The organism is Janibacter sp. A1S7 (genome assembly GCF_037198315.1).
Lineage (GTDB): Bacteria > Actinomycetota > Actinomycetes > Actinomycetales > Dermatophilaceae > Janibacter > Janibacter alittae.
The window spans coordinates 2,700,955-2,719,696 of record NZ_CP144913.1; the positions used below are offsets into that span (position 1 = coordinate 2,700,955).

Consider the following 18,742-nt stretch of genomic DNA (forward strand, 5'->3'; position numbering starts at 1 on the left):
CAGACCGTACTACGCCCCACCCAGCCGTCTTGCCGCTCCCCACCCGCACGGATCGTCCCCGGTCGAGCGGGCCACCACCGTCGACGACCCCTCGATAGGCTCGGGGACCAACCCGCTCGACGGGTCGACCACCGGGGAGGACCCACGATGAAGAAGCTGGCCACTGCCGCGTCGATCGGCGTGCTCGCCCTCGGCCTGTCCGCCTGCGGTGCCGGCGACGGCCCGGAGCAGACGGTCGAGGACTTCCACCGGGCGCTGCAGGAGGAGGACTACCAGGTCTTCTGCGACACCCTCGCCCCGGACCTGATCGAGCCGCTCGAGCAGGCCGGTGACGCGAGCTGCGCGGAGGTCCTGGAGCAGAACGGCGCCGACCTCTTCAGCGATCTGGACCGGGACGCGGATCTCGAGATCGTCGAGAGCACGGTCTCCGAGGACGGTACCGCCGCCACCGTCTCCTTCACCGTCGGGGACAACCCGCAGGAGGAGCTGTCGCTGGTGCAGATCGACGGCGAGTGGAAGATCGGCTCGCTGGAGCCGGAGGAGGGTCAGGAACCCGAGGACTCCTGACCCCGTTCGAGGAATCCGTCCGCGACGAGCCCCCGCAGGAGCCCTGCGCCCGCGTCGAGCGCTTCGTGCGTGGGCCGGTCGAGCAGCCCGGAGATCGCGACGAGCGACTGTCGCGCGCTCAGCTCGCCGTCGCACACCGAGACCAGGGCGGCATCGAGCGTGTCGAGTCGGACGACGCGGCCCAGCCCTCCGCCCTGCCGCAGGAGGATCACGGTGGGGTCGGTGGCGCCGGGTTCCGCGTGCGTCTCCGTCGTGACGTCGTCGGCACAGCGCCAGGCGGTGTCGAGCACGTCGTCATCGCTCATGGCGGCCAGCCGGTCCCGGGCGACGAGACCCTTGGCGACGGCGGGTCCCATCGGCGTGGCCACCGGGCCGCTCGCCTCGACGAGGTCGACGAAGGGGGCGCGCTCACTCGTCGGACGGTGCAGCGTGATGATCCCGAAACCGATCTCGGTCACCCCCCGTGCCGCGAAGTCGTCCAGCCACGCCCCGACGAGCGCGTCGTGCTCGGGGGTGCCGGGACGGTGGCCTCCGTCGCGGGCCCACAGCTCGGCGTACTCCGCCGGGTCCTGCACGTCCCGCTGGACCACCCAGGCGTCCAGGCCGCTCTCGGCGACCCACTCCCCGACCCGTTCGCGCCAGTCCTGCCCGGCGACGGTCTCCCAGTTACCGAGCAGCTGTGCGACCCCGCCCGGCGCGAGGTGGGTACCGACCCCCTTCGTCAGGGCCGCGACGACGCCGTCGCCGGCGGCACCTCCGTCCCGGTACTCGTAGAGCGGCACGCCCTCGGCCCGTGGCGTGATGACGAAGGGGGGGTTGCTGACGATGAGGTCGAAGGTCTCGCCGGCGACGGGGTCGAGGAAGGAACCCGAGCGCAGGTCCCACTCGACGCCGTTGAGGACGGCGTTGAACTCGGCGTAGCGCAGCGCGCGCTGCGACAGGTCGGTGGCGACGACCGTCTCGGCGTGCCCGGACAGGTGCAGCGCCTGCACTCCTGAGCCGGTGCCCAGGTCGAGGGCCCGGGCCACCGGCGTGCGGGGTGTCCACGACGCCAGGGTCGTCGAGGCCCCGCCGACCCCGAGGACGTGGTCGACGGGCAGCGGCTCGCTGCGGGCGTGCTGGAAGAGCGCCGGGGGGTCGGACGCGATCCACCAGCAGTTCCCGAGATCGTCGCCGTAGGGCCGCAGATCGCAGGTGGCCACGAGGTGGGCACCCTGCGGCTCGACGATCCGCAGGGCGATCGCGCCGGTCACGCCCGTCCGTGGGAGCGCAGCCCCGAGGGTGTCTGCGGGGATGGGCAGTCCCAGCCCGAAGCAGCCGATGAGCACCCCGAGCGGGTCGTTCGCCCCGGCGACGGCCCGTCGCGCCGGGAGCGTCTGCTCCCGACCGAGCGCGTCCGCCGCGAGGGCACCGAGACGCCCGCGCACTGCGTCGACGCGGAAGTCGGCCTCGGCCAGGTCCTCCCGGAGGTGCTCGAGGAGGGCTGGATCGATACCGGGTTTCGCCGAGGAGGTCACGGCAGGAGCCTAGTCGGCCCCCACCGTCCGAGTTGGCCCAGGCACACTCGGATGACCGCGAATCGGTCCGGGCCGATTCGGCTCAGGCACGGTCTCCCACGGGCTCCTCCTGCGTGTCGGAGATCGCGACGTCATCGCGCTTGGCGACCACGAGGGCGATGACCAGGACGAGGAGCGCGACCAGGGCGATCGCCCACCGGATCGTCTGCGAGCCCCCGTCGCCGAGGTAGAGGGTGACGATGGCCGGTGCGATCAGCACGGCGACGAGGTTCATCACCTTGATCAGCGGGTTGATCGCCGGGCCGGCAGTGTCCTTGAAGGGGTCGCCGACCGTGTCGCCGATGACTGCTGCCTCGTGCGCCGGTGAACCCTTGCCACCATGGCGTCCGTCCTCGACGATCTTCTTCGCGTTGTCCCACGCGCCACCGGAGTTGGCGAGGAAGACGGCCATGAGGGCGCCGCAGGCGATCGCGCCGGCGAGGAATCCCGCGAGCGCGCCGATACCCAGACCGAACCCGACGACGACGGGGGTCAGTGCCGCGAGCAGGCCCGGCGTCGCCAGCTTGGTCAGTGAGTCGCGGGTGCAGATGTCGACGACGCGGGCGTAGTCCGGCTTCTCGGTGCCGGCCATGATCCCGGGGTGGTCGCGGAACTGGCGACGCACCTCGTGGACGATCGACCCCGCCGCGACGGTCACCGCGTTGATCGCGAGCCCGGAGAAGAGGAAGACGACCGCGGCGCCCAGGAGCAGACCGACCAGGACGCTCGGGGTGACGATCTGCGTGTTGACCATCTGCTCGAAGCCGGAGAGCCGGTCCTGCGAGACCGCGCCCTCCTCGATCGACCGGACGGTGGAGGTCCACGCATCGGTGTAGCTGCCGAAGAGCGCCGTGGCCGCGAGGACCGCCGTGGCGATGGCGATGCCCTTGGTGATCGCCTTGGTCGTGTTGCCGACGGCGTCGAGCTCGGTGAGGATCTGCGCGGCCTCCTCGTCGACGTCGCCGGACATCTCGGCGATGCCCTGGGCGTTGTCGGAGACCGGTCCGAAGGTGTCCATCGCGACGATGACCCCGACCGTGGTCAGCAGGCCGCAGCCGGCGAGAGCGATGAAGAACAGCCCGAGGGTCACCGAGGACCCTCCGAGCAGGAAGGCGAGGTAGATGACGACCGCGATCGTCGTCACCTTGTAGACCGCGGACTCCAGACCGAGGCTGATGCCCGAGAGGATGACGGTCGCCGCGCCGGTCTCGGTCGTGCGTGCGACGTCCTCGGTCGGGCGCTTGTCGGTACCGGTGTAGTGACCGGTCATCCGCAGGATGACGGCGGCCAGGACGATGCCGAGGATGACGGCCAGCAGCGCCGCCCGGCGCGGGTCGCCGACGAGGGCGGCGATGTCCTGGTCGGCGGTCCCCAGCTGCCCGTAGCTGCTCGGGAGGTAGAGGTAGGCGGCCGCCGTGCAGAGCACGGCGGAGATGACCGCCGAGATGTAGAAGCCCCGGTTGATCGCGTCGAGGGCCGACTCGCCGGCCCGTGCCCGCGTGATGAAGATGCCGATCATGGCGGTCACGGCGCCGATGGCCGGGATGAGCAGCGGGAAGACCAGACCGTAGGCGCCGAAGGCCGCCGAGCCGAGGATCAGCGCGGCGACGAGCATGACGGCGTAGGACTCGAAGAGATCGGCGGCCATGCCGGCGCAGTCGCCGACGTTGTCCCCGACGTTGTCGGCGATCGTGGCGGCATTGCGCGGGTCGTCCTCGGGGATGCCGGCCTCGACCTTGCCGACGAGGTCGGCGCCGACGTCGGCGGCCTTGGTGAAGATGCCGCCGCCGACGCGCATGAACATCGCGAGCAGGGCGGCTCCGAAGCCGAAGCCCTCCAGGACCCGGGGCGCGTCACCGCGGTAGGCGAGGACGACGATCGCGGCACCGAGCAGACCGAGCCCGACGGTGAACATGCCGACCGTGCCACCGGTGCGGAAGGCAATCTGCATGCCGTCGTCACGACCGGTCGTGCGGGCCGCCTCGGCGACGCGGACGTTGGCCTTGACCGCCAGGCTCATGCCCAGGTACCCGATGGCCGCGGAGAACACGGCGCCGAGGACGAAGAAGCCCGAGCGGCCCCATCGCACGCCCGCCGAGTCGGCCGGGAGGAACAGCAACAGGATGAACACGAGGACGACGAAGACGACGAGCGTCCTGAACTGCCGCCGCAGGTAGGCGTGGGCGCCCTCCTCGACCGCGCCGGCGATCTCCTGCATCCGCTCGGTGCCGGCTCCTGCCGCGATCACCTGGCGTCGCAGGCCGACACCCAGGACGAGGGCGACCAGCCCGATGACTGCGACTGCGCTGATGAGGGTCAGGTTGGCGCCGTCGAGCTCGAGCGACGACGCCGCGGTCAGGGACACCTGCATACCGGCCATGCCATCCTCCTTGATGGACGAGGGTCACGGCCGGGGCCACGTGTGACGGCGACCACAGCCGTGGCCACACCCTAGCCCCGTCGGGCTTCTCGCGTGGGTCCGACGACCGGGCGCCTTCCTCCCTCGCCCCTCCCCCGTCGGGACGAGTGCGCCGGCGTGGTCGCCTCAGGCGACCGGGGTCTGCGCCGCGCCGACGGCGGAGTCGAGGTCGGCCCGGATCACCAGGAGCCGATCGAGACCGGTGATGTTGAAGACGCGCAGCACCCGCTTGTGCGAGGCGGCGACGGTCATCGTCCCGCCGTGGCGCGCCAACCGCTTGAGACGACCCACGACGATCCCCAGCCCGGTCGAGTCGAGGAAGGTGACGTCGGTCAGGTCGAGGGTCAGCCGACGATGCCCGTCGGCGATGAGTGCCTCGAGGGCATCGCGCAGCACGGCGGCGGAGGTCACATCGATCTCACCGGCCACGTGGACGATGTGCACCTCGCCGGCTTCGCTGGTCGTGACGGAGATGGGCACCGGCCTACCGTAGGACACATGCCCACCCCCCGCCCAGAGGCCGACGAGCTGCTCGACCTGCTGACCCGCGGGCGCGAAGGGAGGCTGCGGCACGTCGAGCGCATACCGGCCCGGCCGGCCACCGATGTGCCGCTGCCCGACTGGGTCGCCCCACCCCTTCGCCAGTCGTTGGCCGGCGCGGGCATCGACCGGCTGTGGTCGCACCAGGCGGGAGCGGCGCAGGCGGCCCGGGACGGGCAGCACGTCGTGCTCTCGACGGGCACGGCCTCGGGCAAGTCGCTCGGTTATCTCCTGCCATCGCTCACCTCGGTGCTCGAGGGCCGGTCGGCGGCGAACGGGAGGGGTGCGACCGCCCTGTACCTCTCGCCCACCAAGGCGCTGGCCGCCGACCAGCTCGCCCGGCTGCAGTCCTGGGCGGTGCCGGGGATCCGTGCGGCGACGTACGACGGGGACACCCCCACCGACGAGCGCCGCTGGATCCGCGACCACGCCGACGTCATCCTCACCAACCCCGATCTGGTGCACCACTCGTTGCTGCCGGGCCACCGCGGCTGGGCGCACGTGCTGCGGCGACTGCGCTACGTCGTCATCGACGAGTGCCATGTCTACCGGGGGATCTTCGGCTCGCACGTCGCACTGCTGCTGCGCCGACTGCGCCGGGTGGCGCGACGCTATGGCGCCGACCCGACCTTCGTCCTGGCCTCCGCGACCGTCGGCGAGCCCGGCCGGCACGCATCCCGCCTCATCGGCGACGACGTGCTCGCCGTGACCGAGGACGGATCCCCCCGTGGCGCGCTGACCTTCGGATTGTGGCAGCCACCGGAGGACGACGAGGGCGCCCGTCGCTCCCCCACCACCGAAGCCGCCGAGCTGATGGCGCAGCTGGTCGGCCGAGACGTGCAGACACTGGCCTTCGCCCGGTCACGGGCCGGTGTGGAGGCGCTTGCCTCGTCCGCGGCACGCCAGGTCAGCATCGTCGACGAAGGGAGGATCGCGGCCTACCGCGGCGGGTACCTCCCCGAGGAGAGACGGATCATCGAGCGTCGGTTGCGCGAGCGGGAGCTGCTGGGCCTCGCGGCGACCAATGCGCTCGAGCTGGGCATCGACATCGCCGGGCTCGACGTCGTCCTCATGGCCGGCTGGCCGGGACGGCTCGCGTCGGTGTGGCAGCAGGCGGGGCGGGCCGGTCGTGACGGGCAGGACGCCCTGGCGGTGCTGCTCGCCGCGGACGACCCCCTGGACTCGTGGGTGGTCGAGCACCCGGAGGCGGTCTTCGACGCCCCGGTGGAGGCGAGCGTGCTCGACCCGCTGAACCTGCGCGTCCTCGTCCCGCACATCGCCTGCGCCGCCGCCGAGGTGCCGGTGACGCTCGCCGACGAGGCGTGGTTCGGTGAGCCCCTCGAGGCGGTGCTGTCGATGCTCGTGGAGCGCGGCATCCTGCGGGCCCGGCCGGGCGGATGGTTCTGGACGCGACCGGACCGTCCGGGCGAGCACGTCTCCCTGCGCGGTATCGGCGATGTGGTGAGCATCGTCGAAGGGAGGTCCGGCCGGGTCGTCGGGACCGTCGACGAGGCAGCGGCGCACGCCCAGGTGCACACCGGCGCGGTCCACGTGCACCGGGGGCAGACGTGGGTGGTCACCGATCTCGACCTCGAGGAAGCGACCGCGACCGTGGTGCGCGGCGACCCCGGCTGGACGACGCAGTCGCAGTCGGTGTCGGCCTTCGACATCGTCTCCGAGGAGAGCGGCGTCGACCTCGGTCCGGTGCGGGTGAGCTTCGGGCGGGTCGACGTGCGGCGGCAGGTCACCGGCTTCCTGCGACGGCTGCCCGGTGGGGAGGTCATCGGGACGCACCCGCTGGACCTGCCCGAGCGCACCCTGTCGACCCGGGCGGTGTGGTGGACGATGACGCCACAGGCACTGGCCGACATCGGGGTCGCCGAGGCGGACCTCTCGGGTGCGGCGCACGCGGCGGAACACGCCGCCATCGGGATGCTGCCGCTGATCGCGACCTGCGACCGGTGGGACATCGGTGGGGTGTCCACCGACTGTCACCCGGACACCGGGCTGCCGACGATCATGGTCTATGACGGCCACCCCGGGGGTGCGGGATTCGCGGCCCGGGCCCACGAGCGGATCGAGCAGTGGTTGACGATGACCCGCGAGACGATCGCGGGCTGCGGGTGCGGGGGTACCGGGTGCCCCGCCTGCGTCGTCTCCCCGAAGTGCGGCAACGGCAACGAGCCCCTCGACGCGCGCGCAGCCGTGGCGCTGCTCGACCTGATGATCGACGTCCTGCGTCCTAGAGTTGACCCATCAGGCACCGACGCCCATCCGGGCACCGCCACCCCGCCTGCGGAAAGGACCTCGTGATGGTCATCCTCGGACTCGTTCTCGTCCTGCTCGCCCTCCTGCTGGGGGCCGCGCTGATCATGGGGACCGCAGCCCCCGAGACCGTGGGGCAGGACATCGATCTCCACGTCCTCGACGCCGTCACGTTCACCCTCGACCCGCTGTCGCTCGTCATCGCCGGCATGGTCGTGATGTTCCTCCTGTGGCTCGGGCTGGTCATGATCAAGACGACACTCGCGCGCAACGCCCGCCTGCGGCGGGAGCGCAAGTCCGCCGAGCTCGCGGACCGCGAGCGCCGTGAGCGTGAGGAGGCCGCGGCCGCCGAGCAGGCTCGAGACGAGGAGGGCGAGCGCCAGCTCGAGGAGCGCCGCCTTGCGGAGGAACGCCGTCGAGCCGGCGAGGCGACCGCGACCCGCCCGCTCGGGGCTCCTGCCCCGGGCGCTCCCGCTGACCCGACCCGCCCGGTGCCCCGACGGGGCGCCGCCGACGAGACCACCGCCATCCCACGCGAGGACTCCCGCCCGGACGGCCGGGAGCCGGGAGGGCCCGGGGCGGCTCCGCACCGATAGGCGGGACCCGCCACGGACCGAGGGAGCCCACCCTCGCCGTCCCGTCGCCTCCCGCGGCCACGGGACGGCGAGGGTGGGGACGAGGTCCGCCGAGGGGTTCACCCCGGCCCCGCGAGGGCGTGTCCCTCGGCGACCTCCCGGCCGACCCCGGCCAACCGGTGGGAGATCGGCACCGACGTGGTCACGCGTGCCACTCCCCGCGCGTCGACCCCGCACTCGACGACCTGCGCAGAATGGCGTCGGGCGATCCGGCGGGCCTCGGTGCATGCCGCGACCGGGTCGGCATGCTGCTGGAAGTGCCCTGCGGCGGCGAGCGCAGCCAGGTCCGCTGACGAGCGGGCCACGTGCACTGCCCGCAGCGTGCCCAGGACCGCGAGAGCGCCGATCGTCACCGTGAGGACGACGACGATCATCCCCAGGGCCAGGACGGTGGCGGACCCGGACTCGCCATCGCCCCGTCGGACCACGCGACCCACTCGCGGGTCCTGCCGCTCAGGGCGCGTCATCGGGCGACTCCCTCCGCGCGGTGGAGGAACAGCGCGTCTCCTGCCCGACCCAGGCCAACCCGACCGGCGCCGGAGCCGTCACGGCAACCGTCACGTCGGCACCCGGGCGGGACACCTCGACCGTCGCCGACTCCGGGGCCGTCTGCTGCGCGTCCCGGACGGAGCGCGCCGTCGACTCGCCCCGGGCCAGCTCACGGACGGCGACCCTGGCCGCATCGACGCACCGCACCTGGTCGACACCCCACGCGAGGGCCGACAGGCAGGTCACGAGGACCACGATGACCGCGGGGATGGTGAGGGCGAGTTCCGCCGTCACCATCCCCGCGTCATCGCCTCCCCTACCGGATACCGAGCGCCTCGACGATGACACCGGTCAGTCCCGACTCGATCGAGCCTGACTTCACGACCGCCAGCAGGACGATCGCGAAGGTACAGGCTGCCAACGTACCCACCGCGTACTCGGCGGTGGTCATGCCGGCCTCGCCGGCCAGCCGTGCCCGGTGCCGCCATCGCACGATGCTTCTCCTCATGGGTGCTCCTCACCTCGGGCGGCGCGGGGTGCGCCGCGGTGAGGTCCACCCTTCGTCCTCGGACCGTCCTGCTGAAGGTGACCGGCGAACGTGTGGACGGTGGGCGCGAGATCCAGCCGGATGTGGACGATTCCGGCCCCCCGCTCGCAGCGGACGCGGCGTCCCTAGGGTGTACGGATGGACACCTTGGTTGAGGCAGTCGTCGGGATCAACGACATCTACTGGTACCTCGTGATCGCCCTGCTCGTCGTCGCCGGGCTGACGTTCACGATCTGGTCGGTGGTGGTCCAGGTCCGCTTCCTGCCGGAGATGTTCCGCGCGATCACCGAGAGACCGTCCGGCACGAAGGACGACCACGGCATCTCGGCCTTCCGGGCCTTCACGATCTCCGCGGCCTCCCGCGTGGGCACCGGCAATGTCGCCGGCGTCGCGGTCGCCATCACGCTCGGTGGCCCGGGCGCGGTGTTCTGGATGTGGATGCTCGCGCTCATCGGCGGCGCGACGGCCTTCGTCGAGTCCACGCTCGCCCAGCTGTACAAGGTCCGTGGCAGCGACAGCTACGTCGGCGGTCCCGCCTACTACATCCGCGACGGGCTGCGGCTGCCGTGGCTCGCCGGGATCTTCGCCGTGCTCATCACGGTCACCTACGGTTTCGTCTTCAACTCCGTGCAGGCCAACTCGATCTCCGCGTCCGTCCAGGGCTCCGTCGGCGGCAGCGAGACCCTGATCGCGTGGGTCGTGGGACTCGCACTCGCCGGCATCACGGCGGTGGTGATCTTCGGTGGTGTCCGCCGGGTCTCCGCGGTCACCGAGGTGATCGTGCCGGTCATGGCCGTCGCGTACATCGCCGTCGCGCTGTTCGTCGTCGCGGTCAACGTCGAGCACGTCCCCGCGATGTTCTCCCTCATCGTCGAGCACGCCCTCGGGTTCCGCGAGATCGCCGGTGCCGCCTTCGGTGCGGCCCTCATGCAGGGCATGCGGCGCGGGCTCTTCTCCAACGAGGCAGGCATGGGTTCGGTCCCCAACGCCGCCGCGACCGCGTCCGTCTCGCACCCCGTCAAGCAGGGGCTGGTGCAGACGCTCGGTGTCTACTTCGACACGATCGTCGTCTGCTCCGCGACCGCGTTCATCATCCTGCTGAGCAACCCCTCCTTCGGGATGGACGACCCCCAGGGCATCCAACTCACGCAGAACGCGCTGCAGGGTCAGGTCGGGGCCTGGGCCGGCCCCTTCCTGTCCGTCGTGATCTTCTTCCTCGCCTGGTCCTCGGTGCTGGGCAACACGTACTACGGGGAGGCCAACATCCGCTTCCTCAGCGGCTCCGAGCGCACGCTGACCGCCTTCCGGATCCTGGTCGTCCTCTGCGTCATCGGCGGGTCGCTCGGCTCGGTGGCGCTGGTGTGGAGCCTGGCCGATCTCTTCATGGGTTTCATGGCCACGATCAACCTCATCGCCATCCTGCCCCTCGCAGGCCTGACGATGGCCCTGCTCCGCAACTACAGCGAGCAGAAGGCCCAGGGGCGCAACCCGGTCTTCCACCGCAAGGACCTGCCGCAGGCACGCGGGGTGACGCTCTGGGACGACGAGGACGTCGAGGTCTGGGCCACCGCCGAGGAACCCGTCCGGTAGACCTTCACCACCAGCGCCGACCCGTCACGACAGCTGGGTCCCGACGAGCACGGCCACGATCGGGACGACGGCGGTCGCGACGAAGGCCGGCAGGAAGCACAACCCCAGCGGGAGCACGAGCATGACCGCAGCAGTGCCGCCGGCCTGCTCGAGTCGTCGCGCCTCGGTCTCGCGCAGCGTCGCCGCCGCATCGAGCAGGACCCGGGCCGACGGCGCGCCGACGGCATCGGCGACCACGAAGGCCGTCGCCGTCGGCCCCCACACGTCCCGGGCGTAACACCAGGCCTCGCCCATCGGGCGGCCCCAGCGAAGGGCGGCTCCCACCCTGATCAGGTCCTCCGCCGCTCCGGGGGCGGCCACCTGCGCGACCTCCTCGAGGGCCTGCACCAGACCGCGTCCGGACTGCAGGGCAAGGGCGAGCAGGACGCTGGCGTCGGCGACGTCCTCGACGGTGACACCGACCCGGGCAGGACCTCGCTCGGCATCCACGGCGGTCGACCACCACCGACGTCGAGCAGCCGCGGCGGGCCAGACCACGACGGCCGCGAGCACCAGGGCCACCACCACTGCGCTCACCGGTGCACCTCCGCGGCCACGGCGCGGGAGAGCACCCACCGGCAGACGATCCAGCCGATGGCGGTCAGGCCGAGCCCCACGCACGCACTGGCCATCGTCACCGGGCTGTGGCCGTAGACCTCCCACGGAGCGAGTCCGAAGGCCAGGCCCGCGAGCAGTCCGGCGAGAGGGAGCAGCGTGAGCATCCACATCGTGGCCCGCGCGCCCGAGGTGGAGGCGTCCAGGCGACGTCGCGCCTGGACCTGGGCGCGCAACACCTGCGCGCTCGTCGTCATCGACGGCGCCAGTGCCACGCCCAGGTCCTCGCTGAGCGTCCACGCCCCCGCCAGCGCGCCCAGCTCCGGATGCTGCTGCGCGTGCGCGAGCCACACCTGCCCTGCGGGGGCGCCCGACGAGAGCTGCCCGTGCACCTCGAAGAGCACACCCGCCCACGGCTGCGGGGCCTCTCCCGCCACCACCTCCACGGCCGTCACCGGGGTCGCCCCCGACCGCAGGGTCATCGCGATCAGGTCCGCCACCCGGGCCAGGCCCTCGAGGTCCGCCAGCGGGGAGCTGCGAGGACGCCACCAGGACCGCCCCGATCGGGCCCTGCCCCACGGCACACCGGTGGCGACCGGACGTCCCGGCCAGCACAGCACCGCGGTAAGGACGAGGGGGATGACGAGCGGGCTCACAACGCCCCTACCGAGAGCGTGCCGATGGAGTCCACGACCCGCCGACCGCCGACCCGGCGGAGGTGGATGACCACGTCGATGGCACTGGCCACCTGCGCACGAACGGCCTCACGGCTCATGTCGGCGAGGGACCCGAGCGCTTCCAGCCGGCTCATCACGTCCTCGGCGCGGTTGGCGTGCAGGGTGCCACACCCCCCTTCGTGCCCGGTGTTGAGCGCGAGCAGCAGGTCGCGCACCTCGGCTCCGCGCACCTCGCCGACGACCAGCCGGTCCGGCCGCATCCGCAGCGCTTGGCGGACGAGGTCGACCATCGTCACCTCCCCGGCGCCCTCGGTGTTGGCCGAGCGCGCCTGCAGGAGCACGACGTGCGGGTGGTCCACCTGGATCTCACCGACGTCCTCCACGACCACCAGCCGCTCGTCCTCGGCAACCTCCGCCAGGAGCGCGGCCAGCAGTGTCGTCTTGCCGGTGCCGGTCCCGCCGGTGATGACGTGGGCCCGACGCTCGGCGACGACCTCGCGCAGCTGGTCGGCCTGCGCCGCAGTCGCCATCCCGAGGTCGACCAGGCGGTCCAGCCCACCACCACGGTGCCGTGGGATGCGCAGGCTCACGTGGGGGCCGCCACTGGCCAGCGGCGGCAGGACGGCGTGCAGGCGGATCCCGCGGGGCAGCAACCCGTCGACCCAGGGCTGGGCATCATCCAGCCGTCGTGCGGCCATGGCCGCCAACCGGATCGCCAACCTGCGCACCGCAGCAGCGTCCCCGACCTCGACGTCGCCGGCCGGTGCGACACCCGCGCCGCGGTCGACCCACACGGACCCGTCTCCGTTGACGAGCACGTCCGTCACGCTCTCGTCGGCCACCAACGGCTCGAGCACCCCCAGCCCCATGAGCTCGGCCTGCAGCTCGTCGGTGCGCCGACGGGCTCCCACAGCGCCCAGCCGCACCGCTTCGGAGTGGGTCACGTCGGCGATCGCCGAGTCGTCCGGGGCCCGCCCCGCACGTACCTGCGCGTCGATGGCACTCGACCACCTCACGAGACCAGCCCCAGCACCCGGTCGTGGGCGGGGCCGCTGAGGACCGTGTCCGAGACGGGTAGTGCCTCGACCAGGGCGCGGGCCACCTCACCCACCGACCCGCGAGGGCGGGGCGCCCGACCGCGGGCCTCGTCGCGCGGCACCGCAGCATCGTCGGCGAGGTGCTCCAGCAGACGCAGGCCCAGGTGGTCCGCGGCCTGCACCGACACCCGCTCGGCGCGGCGCGGGCCACGGGTGACCACGAGGGTCCGCTCGGACAGCTCACCGAGCCCGAGGGCCCATCGTTCCCCGTCCCGCAGCCACCGTGGACGCAGCCCGACGAGGACGATGACGACGTCCGCGAGCCCGGCCAGCTCTGGGGGCAGCGGCCCGGCAGGGACGTCGAGGACGACCGGACCGACACGGGCCAGCGCCTCGACGACTGCTGTCATCGTCGGGCCCCCGGGTGTCGGCCCTCGCGCAGCGAGTACCGGCACCGGGCCCATGGGAAGTCGGCGACGCAACCCCTCCTCGTCGACGTGCCCCTCGTGATCGGCGAGATCACCCCACCGCAGTCCCTCGAGGTGCTCGATCGCCACGGTGACGTCCAGGCCCCCGCCCGAGAAGTCCGCGTCGACGAGTGTCGGCGCACGCCTCCGGCCAAGGACGGTGCCGGTGACCGCAGTGAGGGTCGAGGCGCCCAGCCCGCCGGAGGCGCCGGTAACGAGGATCACGGGATGCATGCCCCGGAGTCTGCTGATGTCGCGGCCCTCCCGGGACCGCTCCCGTCACCGCTGTGGATGGCCATGACGCACCGTGAGCACGTGTGGACAACCCGGGCGAAAATGACGACGGCCCCGGCGGGGGAGCACCGGGGCCGTCTACGCTCGGACTCCGGGGGGAGGGAGCCTCGCGTTGCCGCTCAACCCGTGGGGAGCGGCTGCATCCAACTTTATCGGTCTGTGGACACAACGCAATTCCTAACAACTGTCACATTTGCGACGGGCGTTCACACCGGACGGACGACCGCACCCGAGCGGTCCGGAGCGCCCCACGCACCGGCGGAACTGCCTCACCGCAGGATCAGCCGATGCGTCCGGCCCGCACCGAGTCAGCGATCCGCCACCCCTCCTCGGCGCCCGCCACGAGCGAATCCCCGCAGTGCCGGAGCCACAGGACCAGCCCCGGCTGCCCCCCGTGGACGTAGCCGTTCAGCGAACCCAGGTATGCCGGTCCTCCTTCGTGCCCGTGCCCCGCCTCGGGCACCGCGACACGCGTCGGGTCGAGCCCGGTCTCGGCGATGAGGGCGCGCTCCACGGCACGGGCGACCAGCCCGTTGCCCACGACGAAGGGGCGCACCGTGGCGATCTCTGCGTGGACGATCGATGCGACGACGAGGGCGGGGGCCTCGCTCGCTCCCTGCATGAGCGCGATGATGCCGTTCAGCCGGTCACGCAGCTCGGCCCCGGTGGGAGCGACCCCCAGATCGGCGAACTCCTCGCACCCCTCCCCCTCGCGACGCGGCCGACCCAACTGGTCCGGGTCGTCGACGAGCTGGGCCGCGGCGACGGTGTGCAACCGCGCCAAGGCCTGACCGGGTGACCTGGTGACGAGCTGACCCAGGTGCTCGGTCTCGGACGTCGCGGAGATCGCGCCGTGGATGACCCGCTCCGCGGGATCCGGCTCCGGGTTGCGCTCACGAGCGCCGCGCATGAGGTCGCGCACGATGGATGCGGTCGACCGCGCCCCGTCGAGCTCGGCACTCGCCCAGGCGCCGCGCACCCGCGACTCCGCAGCAGCCTCGGGGATGCGGCGCCGCAGGGCCTCGTGCCACCGCAGCTGCGTGCAGACCTCCCGGACGTGCGCGGACGCCGCCGACACCTCGGGGAGGGCCGCGATCGTGGTCAGGGCGGAGAGGAGAGGACTGGGGTTCGCCACCCGGACAGCGTAGGCCGCACTAGTCTGCGGCCATGACGGCCGGCCTGCACCTTCCCACTGTGGTGGTCGTCTCGGGCGCCTTCATCGCCTGCGGTCTGCTCATCGCGTTCCTGCGCTGGCGACGCCACCGTCCCGGATTCATCTCCGTCACCGACCAGGCGACCTACGAGACCCTGCACACCGCGTCGGTCGCGGCCCGTCACCTCGCCGACGGGTACACGGACGAGGGATGCGAGCGCGCAGCCCCCTTCCTCCGGGCGATGCTCGCCACGCCCGCCCTGGCACTCTGCGACCGCAGCAGCGTGCTCGTCTGGGACGGCGAAGGCAGGCATCACCTGCCGGCGGTCATGGACCAGGGGCAGTCGGTGCTCTCCTCGGGACGAACCCTCGTCCTCGGGCCGGAGTCGGTCACCTGCAGCTCGCTGGAGTGCCCGCTGCGAGCGGCCGTCCTCGCCCCGGTGTCCGTCGAGGGCCGGGTGATCGGACTGATCGCCGGGTTCGGGCCCGCCGCGTCCGCCGGCCTCGCGCGCGCTGCCGAGGAGGTCGCCTCGTGGGTGGCCACCCAGGTCGAGCTGGCCGAGCTCTCCCACCAGCGCACCCGCGCCATGGAGGCCGAGCTGCGCGCCCTGCGCGCCCAGATCTCCCCGCACTTCATCTACAACAGCCTCGCGGCGATCGCGTCGTTCGTGCGGACGGATCCGGCCCGGGCGCGTGAGCTGTTGCTCGAGTTCGCCGACTTCACCCGCTACGCCCTGCGGCGCGACGGCGCCTTCACGACCGTCAGCGAGGAGCTGCGCAATGTCGAGCGCTATCTCGTCCTCGAGCAGGCCCGCTTCGGCGAGCGCTTGGGTATCACCCTGAAGATCGCGCCCGAGGTGTTGCCGGTCCGGGTGCCGTATCTGGCCATCCAGCCCCTCGTGGAGAACGCCGTGCGCCACGGGCTCGCCCCGAAGGAGGGACCCGGTCAGATCACGCTGAGCGCGATCGACCACGGCACCGACGCCGAGTTCGCCGTCGATGACGACGGCGTCGGAGCCGACCCGGAGGTCATCCGCAAGGTCCTGGACGGACAGTCCCGAGCCGACTCCGTCGGCCTCGGCAACGTCGACGCCCGGTTGCGCCAGGTCTACGGTGAGGAGTTCGGTCTCGTCGTCGACACGGCACCGGAGGCGGGGATGCGGGTTTCCTTCCGGGTACCCAAGTACTCCCCGGCCCTCGAGGAACCCGCCTAGTGTGGTCCCCATGCCGCGCCCGTCGCTTCCTGCGTTGACCGTCCTCGTCGTCGATGACGAGGCCCCGGCCCGCAACGAGGTCGCCTGGCTCCTCGACCAGGACGACCGGGTCAGTCGTGTCCTCACCGCCTCGAGCGGCACGGTTGCCCTGGCCGCCCTCGAACGCGAGCAGATCGACGTCGTCTTCAGCGACATCGCCATGCCGGGGCTGGACGGGATGCAGCTCGCTCGCGTCATCCGGCGGTTCGCGGAGCGACCCCAGATCGTCTTCATCACCGCCTACGACACCCACGCAGTCGATGCCTTCGACCTGGATGCCGTCGACTACCTGATGAAGCCGGTGCGCCCGGAGCGGATCGGCGAGGCGGTGCGGCGCTGTCTCGCCTCGGCCGACCGGGAGACCGGCACGCCCGAGGCGGATGAGAGCGACGAGACGATCCCGGTCGAGCTCGGCGGAGTGATCCGTTTCATCCCCCGCAGCGAGATCCGGTGGGTCCAGGCCCAGGGTGACTACGCCCGGCTGCACACCCCTTCGGGCTCGCACCTGGTGCGCATCCCGCTGGCCACCCTCGAGGACCGGTGGGCCGAGGCGGGATTCGTCCGGATCCACCGCTCCACCCTGGTCGCGACCCGGCACATCAGCGAGGTCCACAACGACGGTGGACGCTGCACGGTCGTCGTCGACGGCAACGAGCTGCAGGTGAGTCGACGGCACACCCGGGCGTTGCGCACCACGCTGCTTCGGCCCCGCACCGACACCGACGACGGGTGAGCCCCCCACCGGAGCGGGTCCGCGTCACCCGGACCCGCAGGAACACCCAGAGCGACCACCCGCGCACGGTCCGGGAGGAGATCGCCGGGGACTCCCGGCTCGGCGCGACCTATGTCTCCTCCCTCATGCGCGCTCAGCTGCAGCTGACCCTCGGCGTGCTTGCCGCCGGTCTGCTGACCCTCGGTGCCCTGCCCCTGATCTACGCGCTCGTCCCTCCAGTCCGGTCGCTGTCCGTCCTCGGGCTCCCGATCCCGTGGCTCGTCCTCGGCGTGCTGGTCTACCCCGTCATCGTGCTCGTCGCCCGGTGGTACACCCGGTCCGGCGAGCGTCTCGAAGCGGAGTTCAACGACCTCGTGGGACGCCGGTGAGTGACCCGCTGAGCGTCGCCTCGATCGCGGTCGTCTGCCTGACCACGCTCACCCTGGGCGCTCTGGGACTGCGGCTGGCCAAGGGCACGAGTGACTTCTACGTCGCCGGTCGTGCCGTCACCCCGTGGCGCAACGCGAGCGCCATCGGGGGCGAGTACCTCTCCGCGGCGAGCTATCTGGGTGTTGCCGGACTCGTCTACGAGAACGGCGTCGACATGCTGTGGATGCCGGTCGGCTACACCGTCGGCTACCTCGTGCTGCTCATCCTCGTCGCCGCTCCCCTGCGCCGGTCCGGCGCGTACACGCTTCCGGACTTCGCCGAGGCCCGTCTGGAGTCGTCGACCCTGCGACGCGGCTGCGCCCTCCTCGTCGTCGGTATCGGGTGGCTCTACCTGCTGCCGCAGATGCAGGGCGCCGGCCTGGCGCTGCGGCACGTCTCGGGACTACCCACCTGGGTGGGGGTCACCCTCCTCACCGTCATCGTCACCCTCAACGTCGCCTCCGGCGGCATGCGGGCGGTCACCCTCGTGCAGTCGGTCCAGTACTGGATCAAGCTGTCCGCCATCGCCATCCCCGCCTTCGTCCTGCTCGCCGTCTGGGCCCAGTCGGGAGCACCGCCACCACAGGCCGACGACTCCTGGTGGCAGCCCCTCACCTCGACCGAGCCGGTCACCCGCTCGCTCTTCACCACGTACAGCACCCTCGCCGCCCTGTGCCTGGGAACCATGGGGCTGCCGCACATCGCCGTACGCTTCTACACCAACCCCGACGGCGTGGCGGCACGCCGCACGACAGTCGCCGTGCTGGCGCTGCTCGGGCTGTTCTACCTCTTCCCGCCGGTCTACGGCTTCCTCGGTCGGGCGTACCTCGACGCCCCCGATCTGCTCAACGACCCCGGCCGCACGGTCGTGCTCGCCCTTCCGGGCGCGATCCTGCCCGGGCTCGAGGGGCGGTTGCTGACGGCGCTGGTCGCCGGGGGCGCCTTCGCCGCCTTCCTCTCCACCGCCTCGGGCGTGACCATGTCCGTCGCGGGTGCGATCGACCAGGACGTCATCCGGCCCCTCATGGCCCGGTTGACCAAGGGCGATGCCACACCCGCCGGATCCTTCCGCCTCGCCGCCGTGATCGGGGTTCTCGCCCCCTTCGCCGTCGCAGCCTCGACCGGTCCGGTGGGGATCTCCTCCGCGGTCGGCCATGCCTTCGCCATCGCGGCGGCGACCTTCGCCCCCTTGCTGATCCTCGGCGTGTGGTGGCCCGGGCTGACGGCGAAGGGGGCCGCCGCAGGTGTGTCCGTCGGCGGCCTGACCACGGGAGCCGCCGCACTGGCCTCCGTCCTCGGGCTCGTCCCGGAGGGCTGGGTGGGGGCCCTCGTGGCTGCACCGACCGCGTGGGCGACCCCGCTCGCCTTCGCCGTGACGGTGCTCGTCTCGCTGGCGACCCCCGACTCGCGCCCCCGTCGCTGGGCGCGCACCATGGCCCGGCTGCACACGCCGGAGGACGTCTACGCCGACGCGGCCTGACCGCTCGTCGTCGCCCGCCGACCGCTCATCGCGCACCC

The 18,742-nt window shown here is 72.2% G+C and carries 19 protein-coding genes; 8 read left to right on the forward strand and 11 right to left on the reverse strand.

The features are described 5' to 3' along the window. Positions 1-147 precede the first annotated feature (147 nt). Positions 148-567 (forward strand): DUF4878 domain-containing protein, encoded by a 420-nt coding sequence (locus V1351_RS13050; RefSeq protein WP_338748637.1) that lies wholly within the window; start codon positions 148-150, stop codon positions 565-567. Here the strand turns inward: V1351_RS13050 and V1351_RS13055 are convergent. The 3 genes from V1351_RS13055 to V1351_RS13065 form a co-directional block, all read right to left on the reverse strand. Next, on the reverse strand, positions 546-2,084 hold the full coding sequence (locus V1351_RS13055; protein WP_338748638.1) for a class I SAM-dependent methyltransferase: 1,539 nt from the start codon (positions 2,082-2,084) through the stop codon (positions 546-548). The genes V1351_RS13050 and V1351_RS13055 overlap by 22 nt on opposite strands. Positions 2,085-2,166: 82 nt before the next feature. Then, complete coding sequence (locus tag V1351_RS13060) at positions 2,167-4,494, reverse strand: sodium-translocating pyrophosphatase (RefSeq protein WP_422389031.1); 2,328 nt, start codon at positions 4,492-4,494, stop codon at positions 2,167-2,169. 174 nt (positions 4,495-4,668) lie between these two features. Further along, positions 4,669-5,022 (reverse strand): STAS domain-containing protein, encoded by a 354-nt coding sequence (locus V1351_RS13065; protein WP_338748640.1) that lies wholly within the window; start codon positions 5,020-5,022, stop codon positions 4,669-4,671. Between the two features lie 18 nt (positions 5,023-5,040). Here V1351_RS13065 and V1351_RS13070 point away from each other — a divergent pair, with 18 nt between their 5' ends. After that, a complete protein-coding gene (locus V1351_RS13070; protein WP_338748641.1) occupies positions 5,041-7,395 on the forward strand; it encodes a DEAD/DEAH box helicase in 2,355 nt (784 codons plus the stop codon). After that, positions 7,395-7,943 carry a hypothetical protein gene (locus V1351_RS13075; RefSeq protein WP_338748642.1) on the forward strand — a complete coding sequence of 183 codons (549 nt, stop codon included), beginning with the start codon at positions 7,395-7,397 and terminating at the stop codon, positions 7,941-7,943. Before V1351_RS13070 ends, V1351_RS13075 begins: the two co-directional genes overlap by 1 nt. A gap of 98 nt (positions 7,944-8,041) precedes the next feature. Here the strand turns inward: V1351_RS13075 and V1351_RS13080 are convergent, their stop codons facing one another. Genes V1351_RS13080 through V1351_RS13090 form a run of 3 tightly spaced genes read right to left on the reverse strand, consistent with a single transcriptional unit; the run spans position 8,042 to position 8,979 of the window. After that, positions 8,042-8,449, reverse strand: coding sequence for an Rv3654c family TadE-like protein (locus V1351_RS13080; RefSeq protein WP_338748643.1), 408 nt, complete (start codon positions 8,447-8,449; stop codon positions 8,042-8,044). Then, positions 8,436-8,768 carry a TadE family type IV pilus minor pilin gene (locus V1351_RS13085; RefSeq protein ID WP_338748644.1) on the reverse strand — a complete coding sequence of 111 codons (333 nt, stop codon included), beginning with the start codon at positions 8,766-8,768 and terminating at the stop codon, positions 8,436-8,438. Before V1351_RS13085 ends, V1351_RS13080 begins: the two co-directional genes overlap by 14 nt. 19 nt (positions 8,769-8,787) lie before the next feature. Then, positions 8,788-8,979: a DUF4244 domain-containing protein gene (locus V1351_RS13090; protein ID WP_338748645.1), complete on the reverse strand. Its 192-nt coding sequence runs from the start codon at positions 8,977-8,979 to the stop codon at positions 8,788-8,790. Positions 8,980-9,156: 177 nt separating this feature from the next. Here V1351_RS13090 and V1351_RS13095 point away from each other — a divergent pair, with 177 nt between their 5' ends. Then, positions 9,157-10,608 (forward strand): alanine/glycine:cation symporter family protein, encoded by a 1,452-nt coding sequence (locus tag V1351_RS13095; protein WP_338748646.1) that lies wholly within the window; start codon positions 9,157-9,159, stop codon positions 10,606-10,608. Between the two features lie 24 nt (positions 10,609-10,632). Here the strand turns inward: V1351_RS13095 and V1351_RS13100 are convergent, their stop codons facing one another. The 5 genes from V1351_RS13100 to V1351_RS13120 all read right to left on the reverse strand — a co-directional run bounded on the left by V1351_RS13100 (position 10,633) and on the right by V1351_RS13120 (position 14,812). After that, positions 10,633-11,184, reverse strand: coding sequence for a type II secretion system F family protein (locus V1351_RS13100; RefSeq protein WP_338748647.1), 552 nt, complete (start codon positions 11,182-11,184; stop codon positions 10,633-10,635). Beyond that, a complete protein-coding gene (locus V1351_RS13105) occupies positions 11,181-11,858 on the reverse strand; it encodes a type II secretion system F family protein (RefSeq protein WP_338748648.1) in 678 nt (225 codons plus the stop codon). Before V1351_RS13105 ends, V1351_RS13100 begins: the two co-directional genes overlap by 4 nt. Then, positions 11,855-12,895 carry a TadA family conjugal transfer-associated ATPase gene (locus V1351_RS13110; protein WP_338748649.1) on the reverse strand — a complete coding sequence of 347 codons (1,041 nt, stop codon included), beginning with the start codon at positions 12,893-12,895 and terminating at the stop codon, positions 11,855-11,857. The genes V1351_RS13105 and V1351_RS13110 overlap by 4 nt, the downstream gene beginning before the upstream one ends. Further along, positions 12,892-13,617 (reverse strand): hypothetical protein, encoded by a 726-nt coding sequence (locus V1351_RS13115; RefSeq protein ID WP_338748650.1) that lies wholly within the window; start codon positions 13,615-13,617, stop codon positions 12,892-12,894. The genes V1351_RS13110 and V1351_RS13115 overlap by 4 nt, the downstream gene beginning before the upstream one ends. Before the next feature lie 340 nt (positions 13,618-13,957). Further along, positions 13,958-14,812: a Fic family protein gene (locus V1351_RS13120; protein ID WP_338748651.1), complete on the reverse strand. Its 855-nt coding sequence runs from the start codon at positions 14,810-14,812 to the stop codon at positions 13,958-13,960. A 32-nt stretch (positions 14,813-14,844) separates the two neighbouring features. Here V1351_RS13120 and V1351_RS13125 point away from each other — a divergent pair, with 32 nt between their 5' ends. The 4 genes from V1351_RS13125 to V1351_RS13140 are packed head-to-tail and all read left to right on the forward strand — an operon-like array spanning position 14,845 to position 18,704. Then, positions 14,845-16,044 carry a sensor histidine kinase gene (locus V1351_RS13125; RefSeq protein WP_338748652.1) on the forward strand — a complete coding sequence of 400 codons (1,200 nt, stop codon included), beginning with the start codon at positions 14,845-14,847 and terminating at the stop codon, positions 16,042-16,044. A 10-nt stretch (positions 16,045-16,054) separates the two neighbouring features. Beyond that, on the forward strand, positions 16,055-16,816 hold the full coding sequence (locus V1351_RS13130) for a LytR/AlgR family response regulator transcription factor (protein WP_338748653.1): 762 nt from the start codon (positions 16,055-16,057) through the stop codon (positions 16,814-16,816). Beyond that, positions 16,813-17,184, forward strand: a complete 372-nt coding sequence (locus V1351_RS13135) for a hypothetical protein (protein WP_338748654.1) — start codon at positions 16,813-16,815, stop codon at positions 17,182-17,184. The genes V1351_RS13130 and V1351_RS13135 overlap by 4 nt, the downstream gene beginning before the upstream one ends. Further along, positions 17,181-18,704, forward strand: coding sequence for a cation acetate symporter (locus V1351_RS13140; protein WP_338748655.1), 1,524 nt, complete (start codon positions 17,181-17,183; stop codon positions 18,702-18,704). The genes V1351_RS13135 and V1351_RS13140 overlap by 4 nt, the downstream gene beginning before the upstream one ends. The last annotated feature ends 38 nt before the right edge of the window (positions 18,705-18,742 follow it).